Annotated in this window: 18 protein-coding genes; 8 read left to right on the top strand and 10 right to left on the bottom strand. The window is 61.0% G+C overall.

Annotated features, from left to right (window positions below):
* Nucleotides 1-76: 76 nt before the first annotated feature.
* From FHS03_RS19710 to FHS03_RS19680, 7 genes are all read left to right on the top strand, one after another.
* Nucleotides 77-2335 carry an nSTAND1 domain-containing NTPase gene (locus FHS03_RS19710; RefSeq protein WP_371871743.1) on the top strand — a complete coding sequence of 753 codons (2259 nt, stop codon included), beginning with the start codon at nt 77-79 and terminating at the stop codon, nt 2333-2335.
* Entirely contained in the window at nt 2332-2715 is a 384-nt protein-coding gene (locus FHS03_RS19705; RefSeq protein WP_183442635.1) for a DP-EP family protein, read from the top strand. Before FHS03_RS19710 ends, FHS03_RS19705 begins: the two co-directional genes overlap by 4 nt.
* A 224-nt stretch (nt 2716-2939) precedes the next feature.
* Complete coding sequence (locus FHS03_RS19700; RefSeq protein ID WP_183442634.1) at nt 2940-3293, top strand: hypothetical protein; 354 nt, start codon at nt 2940-2942, stop codon at nt 3291-3293.
* 53 nt (nt 3294-3346) lie between these two features.
* Nucleotides 3347-3733, top strand: coding sequence for a cupin domain-containing protein (locus tag FHS03_RS19695; protein WP_183442649.1), 387 nt, complete (start codon nt 3347-3349; stop codon nt 3731-3733).
* Nucleotides 3734-3876: 143 nt separating this feature from the next.
* On the top strand, nt 3877-5940 hold the full coding sequence (locus tag FHS03_RS19690) for a TonB-dependent receptor plug domain-containing protein (protein WP_183442633.1): 2064 nt from the start codon (nt 3877-3879) through the stop codon (nt 5938-5940).
* 4 nt (nt 5941-5944) lie between these two features.
* Nucleotides 5945-6505: a YfiR family protein gene (locus FHS03_RS19685; protein ID WP_229426293.1), complete on the top strand. Its 561-nt coding sequence runs from the start codon at nt 5945-5947 to the stop codon at nt 6503-6505.
* Complete coding sequence (locus tag FHS03_RS19680; RefSeq protein ID WP_183442632.1) at nt 6502-8415, top strand: putative bifunctional diguanylate cyclase/phosphodiesterase; 1914 nt, start codon at nt 6502-6504, stop codon at nt 8413-8415. The genes FHS03_RS19685 and FHS03_RS19680 overlap by 4 nt, the downstream gene beginning before the upstream one ends.
* A 126-nt stretch (nt 8416-8541) precedes the next feature.
* On the opposite strand, the gene FHS03_RS19675 is transcribed toward FHS03_RS19680, so the two are convergent.
* From FHS03_RS19675 to FHS03_RS19630, 10 genes are all read right to left on the bottom strand, one after another.
* Nucleotides 8542-10209: a peptide chain release factor 3 gene (locus FHS03_RS19675; protein ID WP_183442631.1), complete on the bottom strand. Its 1668-nt coding sequence runs from the start codon at nt 10207-10209 to the stop codon at nt 8542-8544.
* A gap of 83 nt (nt 10210-10292) precedes the next feature.
* Nucleotides 10293-14888 carry a PilC/PilY family type IV pilus protein gene (locus FHS03_RS19670; RefSeq protein WP_183442630.1) on the bottom strand — a complete coding sequence of 1532 codons (4596 nt, stop codon included), beginning with the start codon at nt 14886-14888 and terminating at the stop codon, nt 10293-10295.
* 36 nt (nt 14889-14924) lie between these two features.
* A complete protein-coding gene (locus FHS03_RS19665; RefSeq protein WP_183442629.1) occupies nt 14925-15512 on the bottom strand; it encodes a hypothetical protein in 588 nt (195 codons plus the stop codon).
* A complete protein-coding gene (locus FHS03_RS19660; protein WP_183442628.1) occupies nt 15509-16678 on the bottom strand; it encodes a PilW family protein in 1170 nt (389 codons plus the stop codon). The genes FHS03_RS19665 and FHS03_RS19660 overlap by 4 nt, the downstream gene beginning before the upstream one ends.
* A 1-nt stretch (nt 16679) precedes the next feature.
* On the bottom strand, nt 16680-17102 hold the full coding sequence (locus FHS03_RS19655; RefSeq protein ID WP_183442627.1) for a type IV pilus modification PilV family protein: 423 nt from the start codon (nt 17100-17102) through the stop codon (nt 16680-16682).
* Complete coding sequence (locus FHS03_RS19650) at nt 17099-17749, bottom strand: GspH/FimT family pseudopilin (protein WP_183442626.1); 651 nt, start codon at nt 17747-17749, stop codon at nt 17099-17101. Before FHS03_RS19650 ends, FHS03_RS19655 begins: the two co-directional genes overlap by 4 nt.
* Nucleotides 17737-18159, bottom strand: a complete 423-nt coding sequence (locus FHS03_RS19645) for a type IV pilin protein (protein WP_183442625.1) — start codon at nt 18157-18159, stop codon at nt 17737-17739. The genes FHS03_RS19650 and FHS03_RS19645 overlap by 13 nt, the downstream gene beginning before the upstream one ends.
* A gap of 123 nt (nt 18160-18282) precedes the next feature.
* Nucleotides 18283-19656, bottom strand: coding sequence for a sensor histidine kinase (locus tag FHS03_RS19640; protein WP_183442624.1), 1374 nt, complete (start codon nt 19654-19656; stop codon nt 18283-18285).
* Entirely contained in the window at nt 19649-20335 is a 687-nt protein-coding gene (locus FHS03_RS19635; RefSeq protein ID WP_183442623.1) for a response regulator transcription factor, read from the bottom strand. Before FHS03_RS19635 ends, FHS03_RS19640 begins: the two co-directional genes overlap by 8 nt.
* A gap of 151 nt (nt 20336-20486) precedes the next feature.
* Nucleotides 20487-20903, bottom strand: coding sequence for a GNAT family N-acetyltransferase (locus tag FHS03_RS19630; protein ID WP_183442622.1), 417 nt, complete (start codon nt 20901-20903; stop codon nt 20487-20489).
* 161 nt (nt 20904-21064) lie between these two features.
* On the opposite strand from FHS03_RS19630, the gene FHS03_RS19625 reads away from it, so the two are divergent.
* A complete protein-coding gene (locus tag FHS03_RS19625; RefSeq protein ID WP_183442621.1) occupies nt 21065-23131 on the top strand; it encodes a methyl-accepting chemotaxis protein in 2067 nt (688 codons plus the stop codon).
* Nucleotides 23132-23345: the final 214 nt, after the last annotated feature.

Genomic DNA, 23345 nt, shown 5'->3' with positions numbered 1-23345 from the left:
GTCAAATCGAACGGAAATATGCTTGATCGGCTCATAGTTCCACCTTTTTTGCGCACCAATCTCGCTAAAAGGGTGAATTGATCAGCGCTTCCCTAAAGCTGCCCGCCTCACTTACGAAACGGATATCTCTAGCGGCGCGAATCTGGATGACGTACTCTGTGATGCAGCACGAAGTAGTCCAGACACCTTGCCTCTGCTGCAATATTGCCTCAATGAGCTATATCGTCAACGCAGTGAAAATGGAATGCTGCGTTTTGATATATTTCGGCAGCTTGGCGGCATTGAAGGTGCTATCGGTATCCGCGCTGAGCAAATCATCACTGGCTTAAGATCCGAGCAGGCGGCAGCTCTGCCGAAAATATTATCCTTATTAGTTAATGTAGGAGACGAGCAAAGTGCCGTAACAGCACGTAGTGTTGCTTGGTCGATGTTGCGCAATGATGAGGAACGAGATCTTGTTCGTGCGATGGTAGAGGCCAGATTATTTGTCAGCGAGCTAACAGGTGATATCCCAAGTTTTAGCGTTGCGCATGAGGCACTTCTTCGGCGTTGGCCGCGAGTAGTTGAATGGATTGAGCATCATCGCAATGCTTTGCAACTACGTAGCCGAATATCAAGTCAAGCAGATAGATGGGTGAAGGCTGAGCGTCCACGCGATCTACTAATTCCTACCGGAACACAAATCAGCCAAGCGTATGGGCTACTTGATTTAAAAGGATTTAGCCTCTCAGATCATGAATTTGAGTATATTACCGTATCAATGCAACGAGCAAGAACAGGAAAGCGTCTGCAACTTCTAGTTACCATCCTGGTTGCGGGACTTGCTATTGCAGCTGGATTGCTCGGTTTAACTGCGCGCTCCGCACAAAAAAAGGCAGAAGAGCATCGAGTTGAAGCTGAAGGATTGATGAGCTATATGTTGGGCGAATTTGTTGAAAAATTACGCCCGATCGGGCGCCTTGACCTCCTGGATGATGTCAGCGAGCGAGCGCTACGTTATTTAGCAAATGTCACAGATGCCGAGGAAAACCCTACCGTTTTGGACAAAAGGGCGAAAGCGCTTCAAACAATTGCTGAAGTAAATATTTCCAGGTCTAATCCTCAAAAAGCCAGAGAAGCATTAATCGCTGCCAGGTCAATATGGCAACACCAAGATTCGCCAAATTCTCAAAACTCAGCATTATTGAAAAATTTAGGAACCAACGCATTTTGGCTTGGTCAAATATATCTAAATAGAGGGGAATTAATTGATGCGGAAAAATATTTTTTAGATTACAAAAACTACATTGAACGAGCAAGCCGCGCAAATCCAGAAAACATTGATATCTGGATAGAAGAATCATACGCGCATAACAACTTAGGCACTCTTTCATTAAAAAAAGGAAATTTGACTAATGCGCAAAGCTCATTTTCCAAATCTATTGAACTAAAATATAAAGCCGTTTCAAAAATGCCAGACAATAAGGACTTAGTCGCAGGGCTTGCCAATAGCTTATCCTGGCTCGCAGAGACGCATGCAAAACTTGGTCTTCTTGAGAAAGCGATGATATTACATAAGGAAGAAGAATCGCTACTCAGAAAAATACATTCGACAGCACCGCGTGATGCATTATGGATGGCTAGATTAGCAAATACCTTAACTTATATAGGCGATTTGCATATCACTCAAGGTGAAGAGCAAAATGCGCAAGAGGCATATTCGAAAGCCGAGTATTTTTTGCTTATAATTACAAAACAAGATCCAAGCAACAAATCTTGGGAAATCAATCTTTATAATTTGCAACTAAAGCTACTTGACGCCACTTATAACAAAAAAAAATTAAATATTATTAAACAGCAACAAGAAGTAGTTCATGAAAAATTAAACGATCTGCTCCAAACTGATCCCAATCGAGCAAATTTAGCGCAGTTATATGCAAGAGCAAAACAAAATTTAGCTCTAACAAACCATAAAATAGGAAATATCGCTCAATCCACATTCTATTTGGATGAGAGTTTGAAAATTCTTAATAAACAGTACAAAAAAAATGAAACAGATCAGCAAATCCTTGCATTAATGGCAAATGCCATACTTCTAAGATCAGAAATAGAACATTCCGAAGGAGAATTTCAGAAATCAAAAGCAAGTTGTCTATCAGTTCAAAAAATGCTTTTTAGAATAGCAGAAAATTCCTCTGACTATCGGATTCTTGCACCGAGTGTTCGGTCATATCTTTGTACCGGCGAGAGTGAGAAAGTGCAAAAGCAAATAGGCAAACTAGAATCTATGCGCTACAATGAACAGCGCCATCGGCAGTATTTTCACCTCCATCAACCAGCGAAAGGAAAATTATGACGACTGATTCTGTCACACCAACGTCATTTATTAACGTCTTAGTTATAGCAACACCTAACCCGATCATCCCAGCGCAAAAACCAACATATAAAACAAAATTTGAACCACCCGCAATCACTATTCGCGAATACGACACTGTAATTAATTATCAATTGATCGAGCCAACGCCGCCACATGTTATCTTTAAAAAAATGACTGTTAAACCAGTGGATAATGATCAATTAAGCGACCCGAGTATTAGTCAAAGCGGAAAAATTGTTACCTTTAGCAATGCCAATACTACGAAAGAAACATTCTCTATTAAACTTTTCTTTACAGATAAAGATCAAGTAGAATTTGACGTTGATCCAGAAGTGATTAATGATCCGCCACCAATTTAAGAGCAAACTTCAGGCTACACAATTGCTAGACGTGTAGCCTGGTCTCCTTCTCACAACACTCAGTCGTATAAACAGCCTGAGTCGATGCGCAGCCATCAAGCTCCAAAATTTCCCCACTTCAATATTTCTTTAATTCCAAAGGTATGCATCTTGCTGAATCGTGGTAAGATTAGCAAGAAGAAAACATTGTCCATTTTCGCGTGCAGTTGCTCATAAAGGGGAACATGATGCCGGAATCCATCAAAGCAGCCCTACTATCCGGGCTGATATTTCCAGGGTTAGGACAGCTGGTGTTTCTGAAGCGTCGGGCGCGAGGCTGCCTGTTTCTACTGCCAACCGTAGCTTCTACTGTCTATCTACTCTATGCCATATCCTTCAGCGCCGATAACTTACTTCAGCAGCTGAATACCGGCCATATGCTAAGTGCTCAGATGATTGCCTCTGCTGTTTCAAAATCAAGCACAGGTGGACCGCTTGCAACTATGGCATTCCTGCTCTTACCTCTGGCTTGGATAGGCAGCATTCTAGACGCGCTATTGTTTGGTGAGGATCATCGGCTGGACCCAAAAAAATCGTAAAGCCAACAACCAACCAAACCCGCTCGCCGAAGGCCTTTTTCGAGGAAGGTATGATGAAATCAAAATTGCACAGCATCGTTATGTGTTCGCTTGCCCTCCCTCTTATCGCGCTAGCTCAGCCCACCATCAAACGCATCCTCGTCCACAAAGCCGACACCTCCATCGACCACCGCGAAGCCGTAGTCGCCCGCGTTGAACTGGAACCTGGCGTAGTCGCCGGCCGCCACACCCACCCCGGCGACGAAATCAGCTACGTGCTGGAAGGCGAAGGCGAGCTGCTGATCGATGGCGAACCGCCGCGTAAGCTGAAGGCCGGCGAAGCTTTCGTCATCCCCGCCGGCAAAATCCACGATGCGAAAAACACCGGCCCCGGAACCATGCGCCTGGTCGGCGTCTACGTGGTCGAGAAAGGCCAGCCGCTCGCCAGCCCGGCAAAGTAACCGCCCCCCTTGCACCAGTGTTGCGGAAACGCCTCTTGCGGCTATCCACACTGTACAATTTCCGGGTGGAATGACACCATGTTTGGCAGAAGAATAGAGAAACCGAAGGTTCCGGAACCTTTCACTCCACTGGAACCCAAGAGATGCCAAGAGAGACATGGATTACACTGGCCCGCGCGCCGCGCCAGTCGTCATCGCGCGCGGCAGTGTGGCTGCCGCTCGTTTGCGCCTGCGCCCTTTCCGCCCCGGCCAGCGCCCAGCAAGCCCCCGTTCAGAACGCGAACGATCTAACCGCCCTACCCTTTGAAGACCTGCTCGACCTGGAGGTCTACAGCGCCTCGCGTTTCACGCAAAAGGCGAGTGAGGCGCCGTCCACAGTCACCGTCATCACGGCCGCCGACATCCGCGCTTATGGCTGGCGCACGCTGGCCGATGCGCTACGCAGCGTGCGTGGTCTGTATGTGGGTTATGACCGCACGTACAGCTTTCTCGGCGCGCGCGGCTTTCTGCGGCCGGGCGATTACAACACGCGCTTTCTGCTGCAAATCGACGGCAACCGCATCAACGATCCTGTTTTCGACCAGGGGCCGATGGGCGGCGAATTTCCGCTTGATCTGGAGCTGGTGGACCGCATCGAATATGTGCCTGGCCCAGGCTCATCGATTTATGGCGCGAATGCCCTTTTCGGCGTAATCAATGTCATCACCAAGCGCGCGGTGGATATTGAAGGAAGCCGCGCAAGCGTCGAAAGCGGTTCGGCTGGCGTTCGGCGCGGCATGCTAAGTCATGGCTGGCGCGATGGACGCGGCAATGAGCTGGTGCTTTCCGCCGGCGGCTACAGCAACCGGGGGCAGGATCTCTACTACCGAGAATTCGATACGCCCGAGCAGAACCACGGCATCGCGCGGCAGCTCGATTATGAACGCGGGCATCGCCTTTTCGCCAAGGCGCAAAGCGGCTCCTTTAATTTGACGCTGCTGCACGCGGAGCGCAGCAAAGGCACGCCGACAGCATCGTTCAAGCAGATCTTCAACACGCCGGGCAGCCAGACCAAGGACGAGCAGACCACGGCAGACCTCTACTGGCATCGCGCCTTACCCAACCAGGGCGAGCTGAGTTCGCGCGTATTTTGGGGCAGCTACCGCTATAACGGCGATTACATCTATCTGCGCCCAGCCCTGACAGCCAACCGCGACGAGAGCATCGGCCGCTGGTGGGGAGCGGAAGTGCGCGCCTTCTTCATGCCTCGCTCCGGCCACAAGGTCGTTGCCGGAGCGGAGTTCGAACTCGATTACCGCATCGAGCAGCGCAATTACGATCTCGTTCCGCGCATCGATTACCTGAACACGGCGCATGCTGATCGCCGCTACGCCTTTTACATGCAGGATGAAATTGCACTCGGCGCCGGCAAACTGCTGAACGCGGGACTGCGATACGACCATCACAGCGACACAGGTGGCGTATTTAACCCGCGCCTAGCCCTGATCACGAAGCTGGATGAGAAGACGACGCTGAAGGCGGTCTACGGCAGCGCCTACCGCTCACCTAACAGCTATGAGATGTACTACGCCATTTCCGGTCCCGGCGGGCAGCATGCCAATCCATCCCTGGGGCGCGAGCGCATACGCAGCCACGAACTGACCATGGTGCGTCAGCTGCAGGGCAACGCGCGTCTTACGCTCTCGCTCTTCCATAATGATGTATCGGCCCTGATCGCAGAGCAGCGCCATGAAGCTGACTTGCTGCCCATTTTCCGCAATGGGAATACGGCTTATGCCAAAGGCGTGGAAGCCGAGTATGAGCGCGGCTGGCGCAACGGCGCCAGCCTGCGCGCCAGCATCAGCCAGCAAAGCGTGCATACGCGAGCAACGCAGGCCACCAGCGATGATGGTACCGGTCCGGTGAATTCCCCCAAGCGCCTGGCCAAAGTGAATGTCAGCATGCCGCTTTACGGCGCCTGGCGCGCGGGAGCGGAGGCTCAGTATGTCAGCCGGCGCGGTACGCTGAATCAGGGCGTGGCGGCGGCCTACTGGGTTGCCAATCTCAATCTTTACACCGTGCGCCTGACACGCCATTTCGACGTTTCGGCCACGGTCTACAATCTGCTGGACCGGCGTTATGCCGATCCCGCCTCGGCCGTGTTCACGCAAAACACCATCGCGCAGGACGGGCGCAGTCTGCTTTTCAAGCTGCGTTACGAGTATTAAGGCCATGATGAACAGCGCCAGGACCAAATCCCCGTTGCTGCGCATGCTGGCTGGCGTGCTGTCGGTGTTTTTCCTGCTGCCATCGGTCGCCTTGGCGCAGGAGGCGCAGCAGATCAAGGAGGCTGAATTGAAGGCCGCTTTCGTCTTCAATTTCGCCGTTTTCACCGAGTGGCCGGCCGATGTGTTGCAGGGCGCGGCCATCCTGCATCTGTGCGCATTCAGCGGCAACAATATGCAGACTGCGTTGAGCGCATTGTCCGACAAGGTCGTGAACGGGCATCGCATGCGCTTCCGCCCTCTCGGCATCAGCGGCAATGCGAGCGGCTGCCATATCCTCGTGCTGGACGCGCAGGACCGGGACCGCTGGCCGCAACTGCGCAAGGAGCTGGGCGCGAGCAGCGTGCTGACGGTGGCGGATGACCGCGCCATCGGCACGTCCGGCGCGATGATCGCGCTGGGCATGGACAATAAGCGCATCGGCTTCGATGTCGATTTGACGGCGGCGCGCCAGGCGGGGCTGAATCTCAGCTCCAAGTTACTGCACCTGGCCAGGAGCGTGCAATGAAGCCCGCCACGCCTCGCCTGCGTCCTATCGGCAGCAAGATGGTGCGCGCCACCATGCTGTCCGCCGCCGCAGCCCTGTTCGTCGCCAGCATTCTGCTGACCGTCTTCCAGTTCATCTCGCTGCGTAATGCGCTGGAACGCGACCTGCAGGTGCAGGCCCATATCGTCGGCAGCAACAGCACGGCGGCGCTGATGTTCAGCGACGCTTCGGCCCAGGATGAGATTCTGGGCGGCCTCGCCTCCTCGCCCTCGGTGGTCAGCGCCACCATGTACCGCAGCGGGCGCGTGCTGGGGCGTTATCTGCGCGACGGCATCAAAGGCACGCTGGCCGCGCCGCCGCCCATCACGCCCGACGCGGAATTGGTCGCCACGCACAAGCGCCATAACTTCGAATACGTGGAAGTGCTGGAACCGGTGCACGCCAACGGCGAGGTGATTGGGCAGGTGACGATTCGCGCCTCGCTCGGCAGGCTGTATCAGCGTCTCGGCACGTTTGCCGTCTTTACGCTGCTGGTAGCGCTGGGTTCCTTCGGCCTTTCATGGCTGCTGGTGGCACGCATGCGCAAAGCGGTGCGGCTGGCCGAGGAGCATCTGCATTTCCTGGCCCATGTCGATCCTGTTACCACCCTGCCCAACCGGCATGAATTCAACGAGCGCCTGGCTTTCGCGCTCGACTGCGCCGACCGGCAGGAGACCAGCGCCTGCCTGCTACTGCTCGACCTCGACAACTTCAAGATCGTCAACGACACCCTGGGCCATGACAGCGGCGACGTGCTGCTGAAACAGGTCGCCCAGCGCCTGACCGGCACGCTGCGCAGCACCGACATCATCTGCCGCCTGGGTGGCGACGAGTTCGTGGTGATTGTGGAGCCGCCGGAGGATAGCGAGGAGCCGGACCGTGTCGCCAACAAGATACTCACGGCGCTGTCGGAGTCCTTCATGGTGCAGGGACACCAGCTCTTCGTCAGCGCCAGCATTGGCGTCAGCGTCTACCCGCAGGATGCGGAGGATGCGCGCAGTTTGATGCGCTGCGCCGATACGGCCATGTACCACGCCAAGAACAAGGGCAAGAACGGATATGAAATTTTCCGCCCCGAGATGGAGCAGCGCGCCCACAAGCGTCTGAAGCTGGAAGCCAATCTGCGCCGCGCTTTGCAGAACGACGAACTGTATCTGCACTATCAACCGCAGATCGATGTGCGCAGCGGACGCATGACGGGTGTCGAAGTGCTGGTGCGCTGGACTTGCGAAGAACTGGGAACGGTGAGCCCAGCCGAATTCATCCCGGTTGCAGAAGAAAGCGGCGTGATCGTCAGCCTGGGACGCTGGGTGCTGCAAACAGCCTGCCGCCAGGCAGCCGCCTGGCGCGACGCCGGGCTGCTCGACACCATAGAACATGTGGCGGTCAACCTGTCCGCATGCCAGACCAGGGATGCGGGACTGATGGACGAAGTCGCGGCGCTGCTGGAAGAAACCGGCCTGCCCGCACGTCTGCTGGAATTGGAAATCACGGAAGGCGTGCTGATGGAAAACGTGCACGCCAATCTGGAGCTGCTACAGAAGATCCAGGCGGCAGGCATCCACCTCTCGATCGACGACTTTGGCACGGGCTACTCCTCCATGTCTTACCTGAAGCGCTTCCCGATCGACCAGTTGAAGATCGACCGCAGCTTTGTCTCGGGAGTTCCCGGCGACGGGGCGGCGATTGCCACCGCCATCATCGCCATGGCCCACAGCCTGAATCTGAGCGTCGTCGCCGAAGGCGTCGAAACCGAAGAACAGATGCGTTTCCTGCGCGATGCCGGCTGCGACGTCATGCAAGGCTACTACTTCGCCCGTCCCCTCCCCGCCGACCAGCTGACCGCCCTCCTCACCGAGCGCCGCCTCTGGCCCACCCCGCAGCAAGCTTGAGCCAAATCAAAAAATGTCCAACCCTGGTGTCAGGCACCAGAGGTGGACATTCTTTGATCCAGCGCAAACAATGTCCTACCTTGGTGCCTGACACCAGGGTTGGACATTTTTTGAGATTTATCAAGCTTAGGAGAGCTTGCTGGCGTGTTCGCGGGTGGCGTGGAAGGTCAGCTGGGGCCAGCGTTCTTGCGTGAGGCGCAGGTTGACGCCGGACGTTGCCAGGTAGGCCATGTTGCCGGCGGCGTCGTAGGCTACGTTGTGGCCAAGCGCGGCTTCGAAGTCGGCCAGCGCCTTCTTGTCGTCGCTGCTGACCCAACGGGCGCTGCTGATGCTGGTGCCTTCGAAGACGGCGTCGACGCCGTATTCGTTCATCAGGCGGCTGGCGACCACTTCGAACTGCAGCACGCCGACGGCGCCCAAGACCAATTCGCCGCCTTGCACGGGTTTGAAGACCTGTACGGCGCCTTCTTCGCCCAGCTGTTGCAGGCCTTTGTGCAGCTGCTTGATCTTCAGCGGGTTGCGGATGCGCACGGAGCGGAAGAAGTCAGGCGCGAAATACGGGATGCCGGTGAATTGCAGCATCTCGCCTTCGGAGAAGCTGTCGCCGATCTGCATATTGCCGTGGTTCGGCAGGCCGATGATGTCGCCGGCATACGCCTCTTCCACTTGTTCGCGCGAGGAGGCCATGAAGGTGACCACGGACGATACTTTCACTTCGCGTCCCAGACGCAGGTGCTTGACCTTCATGCCGCGCTCGAAACGTCCGGAACAGACGCGCAGGAAGGCGATGCGGTCGCGGTGGGCCGGGTCCATATTGGCCTGAATCTTGAACACGAAGCCGGAGAACGGCTGTTCGTTCGGTTCGACCACGCGCACCGACGCATCACGGCCGCGCGGGGCCGGCGCCCAGTCCACCAGGGCGGACAGGATTTCGCGCACGCCGAAGTTGTTGATGGCGGAGCCGAAGAAGACCGGGGTCTGCACGCCGGACAGGAATTCTTCCAGGTTGAAGGGGTGCGAGGCGCCATGCACCAGCTCCACTTCCATGCGCAGCTGGTCCATCTCCAGCGGGAACATCTCCTGCAGGCGCGGATTGTCGATGCCTTTGATGACTTCAAAGCTCTGGTCGGCGCTTTCATCGCCGGCGCGGAACAGCAGAATCTCGTCGCGCAGCAGGTGGTACACGCCACGGAAGTTCTTGCCCATGCCGATCGGCCAGGTCACGGGCGCGCATTGGATCTTCAGCACCGATTCCAGCTCGTCGAGCAGTTCCAGCGGGTCGCGGCATTCGCGGTCCAGCTTGTTCATGAAGGTGACGATGGGCGTATTGCGCATGCGGCAGACGTCGAGCAGCTTGATGGTCTGCGCTTCCACGCCTTTTGCGGCGTCGATCACCATCAGGGCCGAGTCGACCGCCGTCAGCACACGGTAGGTATCTTCCGAGAAGTCCTGGTGGCCTGGGGTGTCGAGCAGGTTGATGATGTGGTCGCGGAAGTCGAACTGCATCACCGACGATGCCACGGAAATGCCGCGCTGCTTCTCGATTTCCATCCAGTCGGAGGTGGCGTGGCGGCCGCTCTTGCGCGCCTTGACCGTGCCGGCCATCTGGATCGCGCCCGAGAACAGCAGCAGCTTTTCGGTCAGCGTGGTTTTACCCGCATCCGGGTGGGAGATGATGCCGAAGGTGCGGCGGCGTTGGACTTCGCGCGCGATCAGCGCAGGCGTCTTGGAGCTGCCCGCCGAGGCGGCTGCTTCGTTGTTGTCTGGGACGTTGACTTCGGTATCTTGGGACATGGTAGCGGCGATCGAACGGCTATGCAGGAAAACCTGCTATTTTACCGTTTTTCACGCCGCACCGGGAAAAATCCCCTCCAGCCCTACTCGCCCTTGACGCGGCGCCAGCCCACGCGGTGGGCACCGGCCGAATCGAGTTCGGACAGGGGGCGCGTCAGCGTCTCGCCCTTGGCCGTGGTGGTGATCATTTTCAGCTCGCCCTTGGGCAGGCGGATGATGATGAAGCCCACCGCCGCCGAGGTGTTGGACAGGGTGCTGCCGACCGGGTTGTCGCTGATCGAGGTGCCTTTGCAGACATCGACCTGGTAGGCGTTGCTGGTGCCGCCCACCGAGCACGATGAGCTGGAGGTGGGGATATTCGTCACCACATTGCCCGCCCCGCTGACGATCTTGGGGTCGAGGTTCATGCGCTCGCCGGCGTTCAGCTTCCAGTCGAAGAACCAGCCGCTCTTGGTGTTCAGGTCCACCGCGTTCTTGGTGATGTCGTACACCGAGGTGCCGGCCGAGCCGCCGCTGCGCCGGCTCAGGGTCTGCTCCACCATGCCGCTGCCGCGCACATTGATGGTGCTGGTATCGGCATCCACATCCTTGAGCAGATACAGGCTTTGCACATCGGTATTGGTGGTGTCCGGCACGTCGAGCAGGCGCCCGGTGCCGAACAGCACCACGCGCTGCGCCTTCGACGTCTCGATGCCGGACGAATCCTTGACCTTGACTTCGCACAGCGTCACATCGGGCCGCGTGGTGATCGGCTGGGTGATGCCGGTTGATCCCATCTTGCGCACGCCGATGCCGGTGGTCAGGGTCTTGGTCAGGTCGAAGCGCCATAACTGGCCCTGGTTGTCGCCGCCGTAGATATAGGTGGTGACCGGATCGCCCGCCGGATCGTTGGTGATGGCCGTGATGCGCGCCAGGCCGGATGGCGTGGCCACATTGCCCGAGCCGGTAGACTGCTTGGCGAGAATTTCACCCGTCTTCACATCGACGATATAAAGAATGCCTTCGCCGCTGCCGCTATTGATGCCATCCACACCCGGGATATTATTGTAGCCCGCGGTCAGGTAGACCACCCAGCGGTTGTTCCACATGCCGAACTGCGGGTTGCCGAAGGTCAGGCCGATATCCGGATCGTTGCGCGAGCAGATGCTGGCATCGGCGCACAGCTCCCACAGCACTTTCGGCGCCTGGCCATACTTCGCGCCTTTGGGCGCGCCGGCATTGGTCACGTCGAGCGCATAGAAGCCGCGCCCGCCCGCGTTCAGGCCCGCCACCATGATGGTGTGCCAGGCGCCGTCGAAGTAGACATCGCCCAGCTCCGGCGCGCCGTCGGTGGTGAACTGGTGGTTGGTGCCGTAGGTGGTGCTGGCCAGCGCATACAGCTTCTTCATCGTGATGCGCGGCATATAGGCCCACAGCTCGCGGCCATCGGCGGCGTCGAAGGCGTGCAGCATGCCGTCGTTGGCGGCGGTGAACACGGTGGCGGCGCGGTCGGCATAACCGTTCTTGAAACTGTCGTAGTCGTTGACGGTGTAGCTCTTGCGCGGCTCGCGCATATAGGCGGGCTTGGACGAGGCGATATCGCCGAGAACAATGGGAATCGTGGTGCCGCCAACCACCGTGGTGCTATAGGCGCGGAAGACTTCATCGTCGGAATACTGCTGGGCGCCGCGCAGCCAGGCCACCAGATTGCGGCCGTCGTCGACGATGGCGCGCTTGGTGGCGTCGAGCAGGGTGCACTGGCTGAGCGCGGCGCATTTATTGTCGAACCAGCTGCGCTCCGTGGCGTCCAGATTATCGTAGGTGAATTCCTCGGGCGTGGAGCTGGAGCCGTCGTATTTGTAGATCTTGCGCGAATTATCCAGCACCTGGGTGCCCAGGATATTGGTGCTCACCCACACCGTATTGGCCGACACCTCGCCCGTGCTGACGTCGATCTTGCGCTTGGCCAGTTCGCCATACCATTTCACGGTGGTGAAGGTGTCGGAGAAGATGTCGCTGTCCTCCTGCGAGATATTCGGCGTCGATGTCGCCGCAGCCGCCGCGGCGCCGGTGCTTATCTGCATCTTGGCCAGGGCCGCCTGCAAGCCTTCCACCACCTCTTTCGGCTCGTTGGCGCTGAAGTACTTTCCGTGGCCGTTGATGGCGGTGTGCCACAGGTCATCCACCCGTTCCTGCACGGTGTTGGCCGTGCTGGAAGTCTGCGGATCGGGCCACACATAGGCGCCGCCGCCGTTCCATGGACAGCCGCTGCTGGCGGCCGTGATCAGATTGTAGAAATCGCCACCCGCCTTGGCCGCCGTGTCGTAGTTCGGCTCATAGGTCATGATGCCGTCCATGCCCAGGCCCAGCGTATAGGTGTTCATATGCAGGTGGGTGTTTTCGTTCGGTCCGGCCGGCACCTGCCCTTCCTTGCTCATGTCTTCCAGCGAAGGCCGCAGCGATACGGTTGTGGTGCTGGAGCCGCCGTTATACCAGTACAGCGCGACGTCGGCCAGCGAGGGCTGGGTTTGCGCCCGCCCATCGACGCAGCCCTGCTGCGACAGACAGAAGCGCCCGGTCGATTCCACATTATCGTTATTCGCCACGCTGGCGGCGCTGCCGCCGTTCCAGTAGCCGTCCGTGGTCAGGATGGTGAAGTTCTGTTGGCAAGGGAACTGCACCACTTCCTGTCCCGACGCGTAGTTGTAAGGCGCCTGGTTGGCGAACATCTTGCCCACGCTGTCCAACGCGGGCCGGCTGGGGGTTGAGCCGCTGGTGCTGGTGTTGTACAGATTCGAATACCAGGTGCTGCGCGCCGTGCCGGTGAAGTCAGCCGGTTTCTGGTCGATGGCGCCCGCCGCGCCGGCCGAGGAGAGGCGCACATAGCCCACGCGGTAATTGCTGTTGACGGCCGAGAAAGCGATGCCGACCGAGGTCTTCATCATTTGCAGGCGGGTCTTGTAATACGAGTACCAGTTCGCGAAGTTGGTCATCTCTTCGTTATAGGTGCAGACGCCGGCGCTGGCCGTGCAGTCGCTGCGCGCGCTGCCCTTCGGATAGGTGGAGCCGGAAACGATGTTCACCCGCACGAAGGTGCTGGGCGCGGCCGATCCGGCCGACAGCGCCACCACCGTGGTGGGAATATTGTCGGTGCTGGCCACAGTGGGCGTGAAGCTGAAGGCCATCGTGCCCTTATTGCTTTGCGTGCCAGCCGTCAGATTGGAGCCGCTGCTGGTGGAGCCATTGACCACGATGCAGACCGTGCTTGCGCTGGCCGCCTGGCAGGTCGGCGTGATCGTATTGCCGCCGGTGTAGGCGCGGTAGGTGCCGCTGGTGCCGATGGCCGAGACGATGCGGCTGACCGCCGTGGCGGCGTTGGCGTTGCGACCGATGGTGATATTGCTGGCAATCGTGGTGCCGCCCAGCGACAGGCTATTCAGCACCGAGGCCGGATTCACGTCGGCCGTCACGCCGGAAATGGCCATCAGCGCGGTGGATGGGAAGGTCACGCTGCTGACGTTGGCGGTGATGCCCCAGCCGGCACGCGTATTGTCGTTGATGGTCTGGCAGGTGGTCAGCGATTTGCTGCCGGTGCAGGTGACGGGAATCACCGCCACCACATTGTCGGCCGCCAGGGTGATGCCAAAGGTCGAGCAGGCCGGCACGGTGGGCTGGCCCAGCGGCGTGCGCACGCAGGCATAGTAGGCGTTGCTGACGCTGGTGCGCGCCACGATGCTGGCCGCCAGCGCGCTGGCGACAGTCTGCTGCTTCAAGGCGGTATCGGTGCCGGTCGATGCCGTCACGCTGCTATTGGTCACGGTGCGGTTGGTGCCGTTTTCGTTCACCACCACCGAGGTGATGTTCAGCGAGGAGGTGGTTTTCGATACGCCGATGGCGACGGTGCCGTAGGAGGCGATGGCGCCGGTGGCCTGCGAGTAGCGCGGGTAGATGAAGGCGCCCACGCGCTTGGCCTGGCAACTGGTCAGCGCCGTGCTATTGCACCAGCGGACCTTGACCGGCACCGGATACCCCGTCGGCGCCGCGGCGCCGGCCGATGTCGATTTGCAGTTCGTCATCGTATCGTCGGTACAGAATTCGGCCACGCCCACCGTGTAGTAATAAGGGCCGACGCTGATGGCGCTGGCGTTGCGGTAGGTGTTGTCGGGATAGTTGTAGGTGGCGGTATTGCGCTTGCAGTCGCTGGTGTTGGATGGATCGCACCATTGCAGGTCGGGATAGCCGGTCACCAGATTGATCGCAGTATCCGAATTGCCGTATAAATCGGTGTTCAGCACATTGAAGCCGTCGCTGACCACATTGGTCCAGTTGCTGGTATTGCCGGCCGTCTGTTCCTGGTAAAACGTGCCGTCCCATTTGATGGGCGGCTGGTAGCGCAGCGCCGGATTGTAGTACTGGCGGTTGAAATCGGAACTCATGAAAGGCGGATGCCCCACCGTGCAGGCCGTGGTGCCGCTGGAAAGCTGGGCGCGCGAGCGGCACAAGCTGTCGTTGACGTAGTCCGGCGTATAGGACTGCTCCATCGATCCCGAGTTATCGAACAGCAGCATCAGGTTCGGCTTGACGGTGCCGGTGCCGCTGATGTTCAGCAGCGGCACTTGCGCGATATTCGTCGGCGCGGCGCCGGCAGGGGAAGCGGCGGCGCACAGCGCGGCAAAGGCAAGGGCGGTGGAGATTTTCATGGTCGTTCCATTCATGTGTTGCTATCGCTGGCCGCTTCACGGCCCCATCATCACTACGGCCTGGTTCACCACATTGCCGCCGCGCGGACCGAAGATGCGCGAGGTGATCACGTAATGCAGCTCCGGCTTGCCCTGGTAGGCCGGCGCGTCCGAGGACAGGCTGTCGCCCACCATGGTGGCCGCCTTGACCTTGGCCTTGGCCGCCGTCACCGTGCAGCTGTTGGGCGGCACCGTGGAGTTGTAGGCGCCCGCGAAAGTGCACATGCGATGGATCACATACTCGATGCGGTTTTCCTTGGCCGGATCGTCGATGGTCACGGAGCCGTTCCAGAACGCGGGCGTGCTGACGGTGTGGATGGGATTCAGCGTCGACACATAGCCGGATGCTGCGACGTCGGCGTTCAGCTGCGACTTGGCGACGGTGCTGAGCCAGGCGAAGGCCGTGTGGATGCCCAGGTCGGCCGATTTGCTCAGCGCCGAGTCGTAAGCCAGATTGGCCGTGGTGATGGTGGTCGATGTGCTGGAGCGCAGCAGGTAGATGCTGCTGACCAGCATCACGGCCAGCATGATCAGCATGATCGGCATGGCGATGCCGCGCTGCGCGGCGCGCTTGGTGTTCATCATGGCCTCCAGCCAGCGTTGCGGATCGGGACGATGGTTTCGAAGACGCGGTAGCGATAGCATTTCCAGCTGAGCGGATCGCCGGCCAGCGCCAGCGTCACCGTGACTTCCTGCGCCGCCACCGTGGCGGGCGATTTGGTGCTGAAGATTTTCGGCGTTTCCGTGGTGGCGCTGCATTCGCCGGTGGTCGCATTGGCTTTTTCCGGCATTTTGCTGCGCGCCACCACCGCCACGCGGATGGCCGCGATGCGCTGGAAGTCGCCCGCGCTGCCGCTGATGCCATCGCCATCGGCATCCATCATGTCGTTGCTCCAGACACCGACCTGCATGCCGTTGGTGGGAGTAAACAGGTCGCCAACCCGCGTATCGAGTCCGTACTGTGCCTTGATCGCCACCACATGGTCGATCACGGCGCTGGGCGCGGCGGACGTTCCGGCCAGGTCGGTGGCGCGCAACAGCAGCATGCCGTTCTGCACCGACCAGGTGTGAAAGGAGAGCCGCGCCGCCTGGCCCAGGTTGAAGACGCGCGCCTGGCCAGCCTTGTATGTGGTGGGCAGGCCGGCACCGCCGTTGAAGCGGTTGCCGCCGCCCGCGGTAAAGGTGAAGGTCGAGGCGGCGGGCGCCGCCGAAAGCTGGGCGATGGCGCACTGGCCGCCCGCCGGTTCCGGCGTCACCACGATCACGTCGTTCTGATTGAAGCCGAAAGGCGCGGTGTCGGAAACGCCCATGGTATTGCCGGCGTTGTAGTCCTGGCGCAGCTTGACCGAACCGACACCGCTCATCGAACTGCCCGAGTACAGCGTGATCTGGTCCGAGTTCAGGCCATTGCTTTGGATGACGACGGGCGCCAGCGGCGTGATCGGCACGCCGTTGCGCGCACTCTGCGCCAAGACAAAGCCGCTGGCGTCGCTCAGGCGCGTATCGCAGCCGGCGATCAGGGCGTCGTTCAAGCCCCAACCGGCTTGCGAGGCGTCGTTATTGATGGAGAACAGGGCCAACATGCCGTTCTGCATGGTGTCCGAACCGCCGACGGCGGCGGACTTGTTCTGCTCTCCCTGGATGAAGAGCCGGGTGGCGAACATCACGGCCAGCATGCCGATCACCACGCTGACCATCAGCTCGATCATGGAGAAGCCGCCGACGCGGCGCAATGTGGTGGGCGGGCGCATATCAGTTCGTCACATAGGAGGTGATGCGGTGTTCGTTTTCCACGCCGCCGGCCTTGCGCGTCCAGGCAATGCGCAGGTCGACGCGGGTGCGGCGCAGTTCCGGCGTCACCGCCACCGTCACCTTGGCGTTGGGGATGGCGGTGGTGGTTTCGCTCAGCCAGGGTTTCAGCTCGTCCTTGGGCTGGCCGCCGTCGGCCAGCGCGTAGTTGCCGAGATTGGCCTGGTCGTTGCTCATGGTGCCGAGCAGTTTGTCGGCGGCCATGGTGGCCTCGGCGCGCATGCCCGCGTCGGACAGGGCGGAATACGAGCGCGCCTGCAGGCCGACCGCGCCCAAGAGGCCGATCGCCAGGATCACGACCGAAACCAGCACTTCAAGCAGGGCCACGCCTTGCTGGCGGCGCGTTGGGTGGATTGGCGTTTTCATGGCGGACAGGCGCGCGAGTCGTGCGCGTTCACATTGGGATCGCATTTGCCGGGCATCCCGGCCAGCGAAATGGCGAGGGCCGAGGTGGGAATCACGCTGGCGTATTTGCTGGATGGGGTCAGGCGCAGCTGGGTCACGCGGTCGTCCACCGCCGTATCGACCCAGCCCAGGGGCGTGTAATAGATCGAGGTCGCGCCTTCCGGCTGCAGGGTGGGCGCCAGCACATCGTTGTCGGGCAGCGTCTCGGCACTGCGCAGCACGGACTTGAAGCCGTTCGCGCCTTTCGGATCGTTGGCGGCGGGCGCAGCCACGGTGGACCACACGCCGCTGTTCGGGTTGCAGGGCGTGCCCGGCACCGGATAACACACGTCCACCTGCCAATCGAGCTGGCCGTTGGCCGCGTTGGGACTGAACACGATGCGGCTCTCGGCATTGCGCGAAATGGCTTCGCGGCGCGCCAGCGACAGGCCGTCCAGATAGAACTCGGAAGATGCGGCGGCCTTGTTGGTCATCATCCACTCGCTCATGCTGGGAATGCCGACCGCCAGCAGGAACAGCACGATGCCCACCACCACCATGGTTTCGATGATGGTGAAGCCGCCCTGGGCGCGACGCGGCGGCCAAGGCCTGGACTTTAATTGGAACATTTGCCGCCCTTCTTGTCGACCCAGCAGCTGGCATTGGTGCCCCAGTCCGGCGTGGCGGTGGTGGCGTGGGTGCCGTTCTGGTCGACGGTATAGACGAAACCATTCATCTTGTTGCGGCCCGTGGCGGTCACGGTATAGGCCGACGCCGTGCCGACGGTCAGGGCGTAGGTGAAGTTGTCGCTATCCTTGGGGAAGCTGGCCAGGGCATCCATGCCGGCATAGGTGCGGCGATTGGCCCAATGCTGCTCGGCGGCGGTCTGCACGCCGCCAAGGCCGGTGAACACTTCGCTCAGGCGGCCGCGCGTGATGTAGTTGGTGTAGGCTGGCACCGCCACCGACATCAGGATGGCGACGATCGCCACGGTGATCATCACTTCGATCAGGGTGAAGCCGTTTCTGCCCTTGTTCATCTTCCCCTCCTTCGCGCATGGGATGCCATTCGATGAGGCCAGTCTAGTCCCCAAAGCTGTCATTTCCCTGAGGAAATGCTGACAAACCCCTGACAGTGCAACAGAAAGGAAAAATAGGCCGGCCTAAGGCGGGAAGCGCACGCTGATCAAGACGCCCTGCCCGCCCGGCGCGCTGTCGATGGCGACGCTGGCGCCGTGGGCGGTGGCGATGTCGCGCACGATCGCCAGACCCAGGCCGCTGCCGGCCGTTTTCTCGTCCAGCCGCACGAAGCGGTTGAACACCGCCTCACGCTTGGCCGGCGGGATGCCGGGACCGCTGTCTTCCACCGCGAGCACGCCGCCCTCGCCTTCGCGGCGGCAGCTCACCGTGACACGGCCATGCGCCGGCGTGTAGCGGATGGCGTTGTCGATCAGGTTGTCGATCAGGTCGCGCAGCAGGAAGCGGTCGCCCATCACATTCGTGGCGTGCAGGTCGAAGCCCAGGTCGATGTCCTTGCGCGCGGCCTGCTCGACGAAAGGCTGGATCGATTCTTCCACCAGGCGGTCCAGGGCCAGCGCTTCGAGCCGGGTCTTTTCAAAGTGGCTCGGTTCGGCGCGCGCCAGCGCCAGCAGCTGGTTGGTCTGGCGTATCATGCGCTCGGTCGAGGACAGCATCAGGCGCAGCGACTGCGCCACGCCGGGATCGGCCGCCGGGCCGCCTTCGCGCTGGCCCAGCCATTCGAGCTGCGCCTGCAGGCCCGCCAGCGGCGTCCGCAATTGATGCGCCACATTGGCCAGGAAATGCTGCTGCGCCTGCGCGCCCTCGCTGACCCGCTCCAGCAGGCCGTTAAAGGCCGTGACCACCGGCTCCAGTTCATACGGCACATTGGTCGGCGGGATCGCTTCCAGCTCGGCGCCGCCGCGCGCATTCAGTTCGCTGCGCAGCCGGTTCAGGGGCCGCAGGCCGGTGCTGACCGAGAACCAGATCAGGCCCACGGCGCTCAGCGTCAGCAGCGCTTCCAGCAGCATCAGGGCGCGGAAGATGGCTTGCCGCGCCTGCACGCGTTCGCGCAGGGTCTTGGCAACGGCGATGGTGACGCGGCGGCCCTCCACGCTGGCCTGGTGGACGGCGATGCGCACCGGCGCGCCGCGCATATTGCCGTCCTGGGCCTGGGTCTGGGTCGTAGTCAATTCACGCTGCGGCTCGAAGGCGGTCAGCAACAGGTCCGGATCGCCGGCCAGCAAGCCGCCGCCCTGCTGGCGCACGGCGAAATAGACGGCGTCGCTGGCGCCGCTGCGCAAGGCTTTTTCCGCTTGCGGCGGCAAGTCAAGCTGCAAGGCGCCGCCCGTGAACGATAGGCGCGCCGCCAAGGCGCGCGCCGCGTCGGACAAGCCGTCATCGAAGGCGCGCTGGGCCGGCACCCAGGCTAGCGCATAGGTCAGCGCGCCGCCGGCTAGATTGATCAGCAGGATGGGCGCGATCAGCCATTTCAGCAGGCGCAGGCGGATACTAGGCATGGCCGTCCGCCGCTGCCGACGCCTCCAGCATATAACCGAAGCCGCGGATGGTGCGGATGCTGATGCCCGCGTCGGCCGTCTTCTGCCGCACGCGCGAGATATACACCTCGACCGCATTGGTCGTCACGTCCTCGCCCCAGGGCAGGATGGCGTCGATGATCTGCTGTTTGGAGACGACGCGCGCGCTGTGCAGAAATAGATACTCCAGCACCGCCCATTCGCGCACCGACAGGTCGATCACGCGCTCGCCGACGCGGGCGCGCTTGGCCTGCGTATCCAGCGTCAGGCTGCCCAGCCCCAGCACGGCCGGCTGCGGGACGTTGCGGCGCGCCAGCGCCTTCAGACGCGCCACCAGTTCCGGCGTGGCGAAAGGCTTGACCAGATAGTCGTCGGCGCCCAGCTCCAGGCCGCGCACGCGGTCCTCGATGGCGTCGCGCGCCGTCAGCAGCAGCACGGGGACGGCGCCGGCGCGCGCGCGCAGGCGGCGCAGCACTTCCAGGCCATCGAGGCCGGGCAAGCCGATATCCAGCACCACCACCTCGGCCGCGTCGGGCCGCAGCAGCGCCGCATCGGCCTCGCTGCCGCTGCGCAGCAGCTCCACCGCCATGCCGTGGCCGCGCAGCACGCGCGCCAAGCCATCGGCCAGCACGGCATCGTCTTCCACCAGCAGTACGCGCATGGCTGCCTACAATTTGTCCACGGGTGAGCGGGCGCCACCCATGATTGCATTATGCGACAGGCCGAATCGCTTTCACAGCTCCCTGTTGCCTGCACGCATCTCAAACTGTGGCGGAAAAGATGCCGCAGCCAGGCTGCTGGAGGACGGCGCCTTAAGCCGGTTCCGGCCGCCAGCACATGCCGATGGAAGCGGGCGCGGTCGGTACGAAGCCGTATTGGGCGTACAGCTCCTGCGCCTTGCCGTCGGCGATCAGGCTGACATAGCCGCTTTCCGGCACTTCGCGCCACAGCCAGGCGGCGATCTCGCGCATGATGCCCTTGCCCAGCCCGCGGCCCTGGTGCGCGCCCAGCACCGCGATGTCGACCACCTGGAAGGCGGTACCGCCGTCGCCGATCACGCGGCCCATGCCGACCACTTCATCGCCGCACAGCACCTGCACCGCGAACAGGGTATTGGGCAGGCCGCGGCTGGCCGCTGCGGCGCTCTTGGCGCTCAGGCCGGAACCGGTGCGCAGGGCGCGGTAGGTGTCGATCGAGGGCGTTTCCAGCAGATAGGTGTAGGAGCTCATGGCGGACTCGGCTTGAAGGGTCGGCCGATTATAGCTTGATGAACAATCTTCATGTTTTCTTCATCGAAATTGCAGTTTTCCATCAGAAAAATTCATCGGCCTGTCATATTTCATCTATAAAATTTCCATTAAGTAACTTTCATTACCAATAAGGAAATTCCATGATGACCGTCCTGCGGCCCGCCATCGCCCTGATGCAGCGTTTGCGCCTTTTGCCCAAATTCCTGCTGGTATCCCTGGTCTTCCTGCTGCCGTTGCTGCTGGTGTCGACCCTGCTCATGCACGAGCTGAACAAGTCGGTGGCGGCCACCGGGCTAGAGCAGCGCGGCGCGGCCTATGTGCTGCAGATGCAGGATGCGGGCCGCCTGCTGCAGCAGCGCCGCAGCGCCGAGCATCTGCGCCTGTCCGTGCGCCAGCCGGCCGATGACAAGGCGCTGCGCGATCAGATCACGGCCCGCCTGGACCAGCTCGACAGCTTCCAGCGCCAACAGGCCGGCCTGGCCGACCTGCCGGAGTGGCAGGCGGCGCGCAAGAGCTGGGCCGCGCTGCAGGACAAGCAGGCCAGCCTGGACGCCAAGGCCAGCTTTGCCCAGCACACGGCCCTGCTGGGCCAGCTGAGCAAGCTGGCGGCGCTGGTGGCCGACCGCTCCCTGCTCAGCGTCGATCCCGATGTGCAAAGCAAGACCCTGATCGCCACCTTCCTCAAGACCGTGCCCGATATGGCCGACAGCCTGTCCCTGCTTGCCGGACGCGGCGGCGCCTACATCGATACCGGCCTGTTCGAAGGCAATGAAGACCAGATGCTTAACGCCACGGCCATGATCGCGCGCCACGAGCTGGAACGCCTGCCGGCCCAGTTCACTTCCCTGCTGGCGGCCCAGCCCGCGCTAAAAGCGCCGCTGGACAGCCAGCTCGCCGCCATTCCCGCCGCGCTGGCCTTCCTCGAACGCATGAAGAACGAAGTCACCAACTCCTACAACCAGACCACGGGCAAGGAATTTAGCGCCGCCGGCCACGGCGCCGCCGATGCGCTCTACCGTCTTGGCGCGGCTGCGGCCCAGGCGCTCGATGGCCAATTGCAGGAGCGCATGGCGCGCGACGCGCTGCGCCGCAACCTGATGCTGCTGTCGGTGCTGGCCGCCCTGCTGCTGGCCGCCTATCTGTGCGCCGGCTTTTACGCTTCGTTCTCGCGCGATATCGGCATGCTCAACCGCGCCGTCCATGCCGCCGCCGATGGCGACCTGAGCGTGCGTACCGCCTCCCCGGCGCGCGACGAGATCGGCGGCCTGGCGAATGCCTTCGGCGCCATGACCGGGTCGCTGGAAACGCTGCTGCGCGAGATCCGCAGCGGCGCGGCGCGCATCGGCGCGGCGGCCGACCAGCTGGCCGGCGGCAACAGCACCCTGTCCGGCCACACGGCCAGCCAGGCCGAGGCGCTGTCGCAGACGGTGGCCTCGATGGGCGAGCTGGCCGCCGCCGTGCAGCGCAACGCCAGCCATGCCGAAGACAGCCTGGAACTGGTGCAATCGGCCGCCGCCATTGCCGGGCGCGGCGGCGAGAACGTGGCGGCCGTGGTCGACACCATGGCCTCGATCAGCGGCAGCTCGAAACGCATCGCCGACATCATCGGCGTGATCGACGGCATCGCCTTCCAGACCAATATCCTGGCGCTGAACGCCGCCGTGGAAGCGGCGCGCGCCGGCGAACAGGGACGCGGCTTCGCCGTCGTGGCTTCCGAAGTGCGCAACCTGGCCCAGCGCTCGGCCGCCGCCGCGCTGGAAATCAAGGCGCTGATCGTCGATTCGGTGAACAAGGTGGAGACCGGCAGCGGCCTGGTGAACACGGCCGGGGCCACCATGGAACAAGTGGTGCAATCAGTGCACGGCACGGCCGCCATCATCGGCCAGATCAGCGCCGCCGAAGCTGGCCAAAGCCGCGAGATCGCCCGCCTCAACCAAGCCCTGGCCCGCATCGACGATATGACGCGCCAGAATGCCGAGTTGGTGCAGGACGCGGCTGTAGGAGCGGACCGCGTGCACCAGGAAACCGAGCGCCTGAACGCCGCGTTGAGCTGTTTCCGTTTGCAAGAAGAATTGCCACAAAGCAGCACAACAAAACGCCAGGCCAAAGCCCCGAACGCCCTGCAAACCGTGGCCCCGCCTCATTTGTGGAGCGCCAACAAGCCGCGCTTGGCGTCGCGCGGCGAGCGCCGCCAGCGCCATGCCTGAGTGTGGCTTAAGTTTCAGCTAAGTTGCAGTAGGACTACGCTGACAAAGCGCCATGTTGACAGCCTACACAGAGGCGGAAAACCGTCTTATGTTCGTCAGGCACACAAGAAATTAAAGTAACACCAACGCGATCGGCCAAGTGGAAGCGAGAACAGAAGCCCACCCGGTGACGGCAACCGGCGCCGATTGCGACTTGTGTACTTTAAGCTTGTGA

The organism is Pseudoduganella violacea (genome assembly GCF_014191875.1).
GTDB lineage: Bacteria > Pseudomonadota > Gammaproteobacteria > Burkholderiales > Burkholderiaceae_D > Rugamonas > Rugamonas violacea_A.
Note: the sequence above shows the minus strand (reverse complement) of the source record. Positions and strands in the feature narration are given on the sequence as shown.

What these genes read in the sequence shown, in the direction of transcription:
- FHS03_RS19650 (WP_183442626.1), bottom strand. Translation starts at nt 17,749, where the DNA reads ATGTTCCAATTAAAGTCCAGGCCTTGGCCGCCGCGTCGCGCCCAGGGC.
- FHS03_RS19690 (WP_183442633.1), top strand. Translation starts at nt 3,877, where the DNA reads ATGCCAAGAGAGACATGGATTACACTGGCCCGCGCGCCGCGCCAGTCG.
- FHS03_RS19655 (WP_183442627.1), bottom strand. Translation starts at nt 17,102, where the DNA reads ATGAAAACGCCAATCCACCCAACGCGCCGCCAGCAAGGCGTGGCCCTG.
- FHS03_RS19640 (WP_183442624.1), bottom strand. Translation starts at nt 19,656, where the DNA reads ATGCCTAGTATCCGCCTGCGCCTGCTGAAATGGCTGATCGCGCCCATC.
- FHS03_RS19680 (WP_183442632.1), top strand. Translation starts at nt 6,502, where the DNA reads ATGAAGCCCGCCACGCCTCGCCTGCGTCCTATCGGCAGCAAGATGGTG.
- FHS03_RS19625 (WP_183442621.1), top strand. Translation starts at nt 21,065, where the DNA reads ATGATGACCGTCCTGCGGCCCGCCATCGCCCTGATGCAGCGTTTGCGC.
- FHS03_RS19665 (WP_183442629.1), bottom strand. Translation starts at nt 15,512, where the DNA reads ATGATGAACACCAAGCGCGCCGCGCAGCGCGGCATCGCCATGCCGATC.
- FHS03_RS19670 (WP_183442630.1), bottom strand. Translation starts at nt 14,888, where the DNA reads ATGAAAATCTCCACCGCCCTTGCCTTTGCCGCGCTGTGCGCCGCCGCT.
- FHS03_RS19635 (WP_183442623.1), bottom strand. Translation starts at nt 20,335, where the DNA reads ATGCGCGTACTGCTGGTGGAAGACGATGCCGTGCTGGCCGATGGCTTG.
- FHS03_RS19685 (WP_229426293.1), top strand. Translation starts at nt 5,945, where the DNA reads ATGATGAACAGCGCCAGGACCAAATCCCCGTTGCTGCGCATGCTGGCT.
- FHS03_RS19660 (WP_183442628.1), bottom strand. Translation starts at nt 16,678, where the DNA reads ATGCGCCCGCCCACCACATTGCGCCGCGTCGGCGGCTTCTCCATGATC.
- FHS03_RS19700 (WP_183442634.1), top strand. Translation starts at nt 2,940, where the DNA reads ATGATGCCGGAATCCATCAAAGCAGCCCTACTATCCGGGCTGATATTT.
- FHS03_RS19645 (WP_183442625.1), bottom strand. Translation starts at nt 18,159, where the DNA reads ATGAACAAGGGCAGAAACGGCTTCACCCTGATCGAAGTGATGATCACC.
- FHS03_RS19695 (WP_183442649.1), top strand. Translation starts at nt 3,347, where the DNA reads ATGAAATCAAAATTGCACAGCATCGTTATGTGTTCGCTTGCCCTCCCT.
- FHS03_RS19705 (WP_183442635.1), top strand. Translation starts at nt 2,332, where the DNA reads ATGACGACTGATTCTGTCACACCAACGTCATTTATTAACGTCTTAGTT.
- FHS03_RS19675 (WP_183442631.1), bottom strand. Translation starts at nt 10,209, where the DNA reads ATGTCCCAAGATACCGAAGTCAACGTCCCAGACAACAACGAAGCAGCC.
- FHS03_RS19630 (WP_183442622.1), bottom strand. Translation starts at nt 20,903, where the DNA reads ATGAGCTCCTACACCTATCTGCTGGAAACGCCCTCGATCGACACCTAC.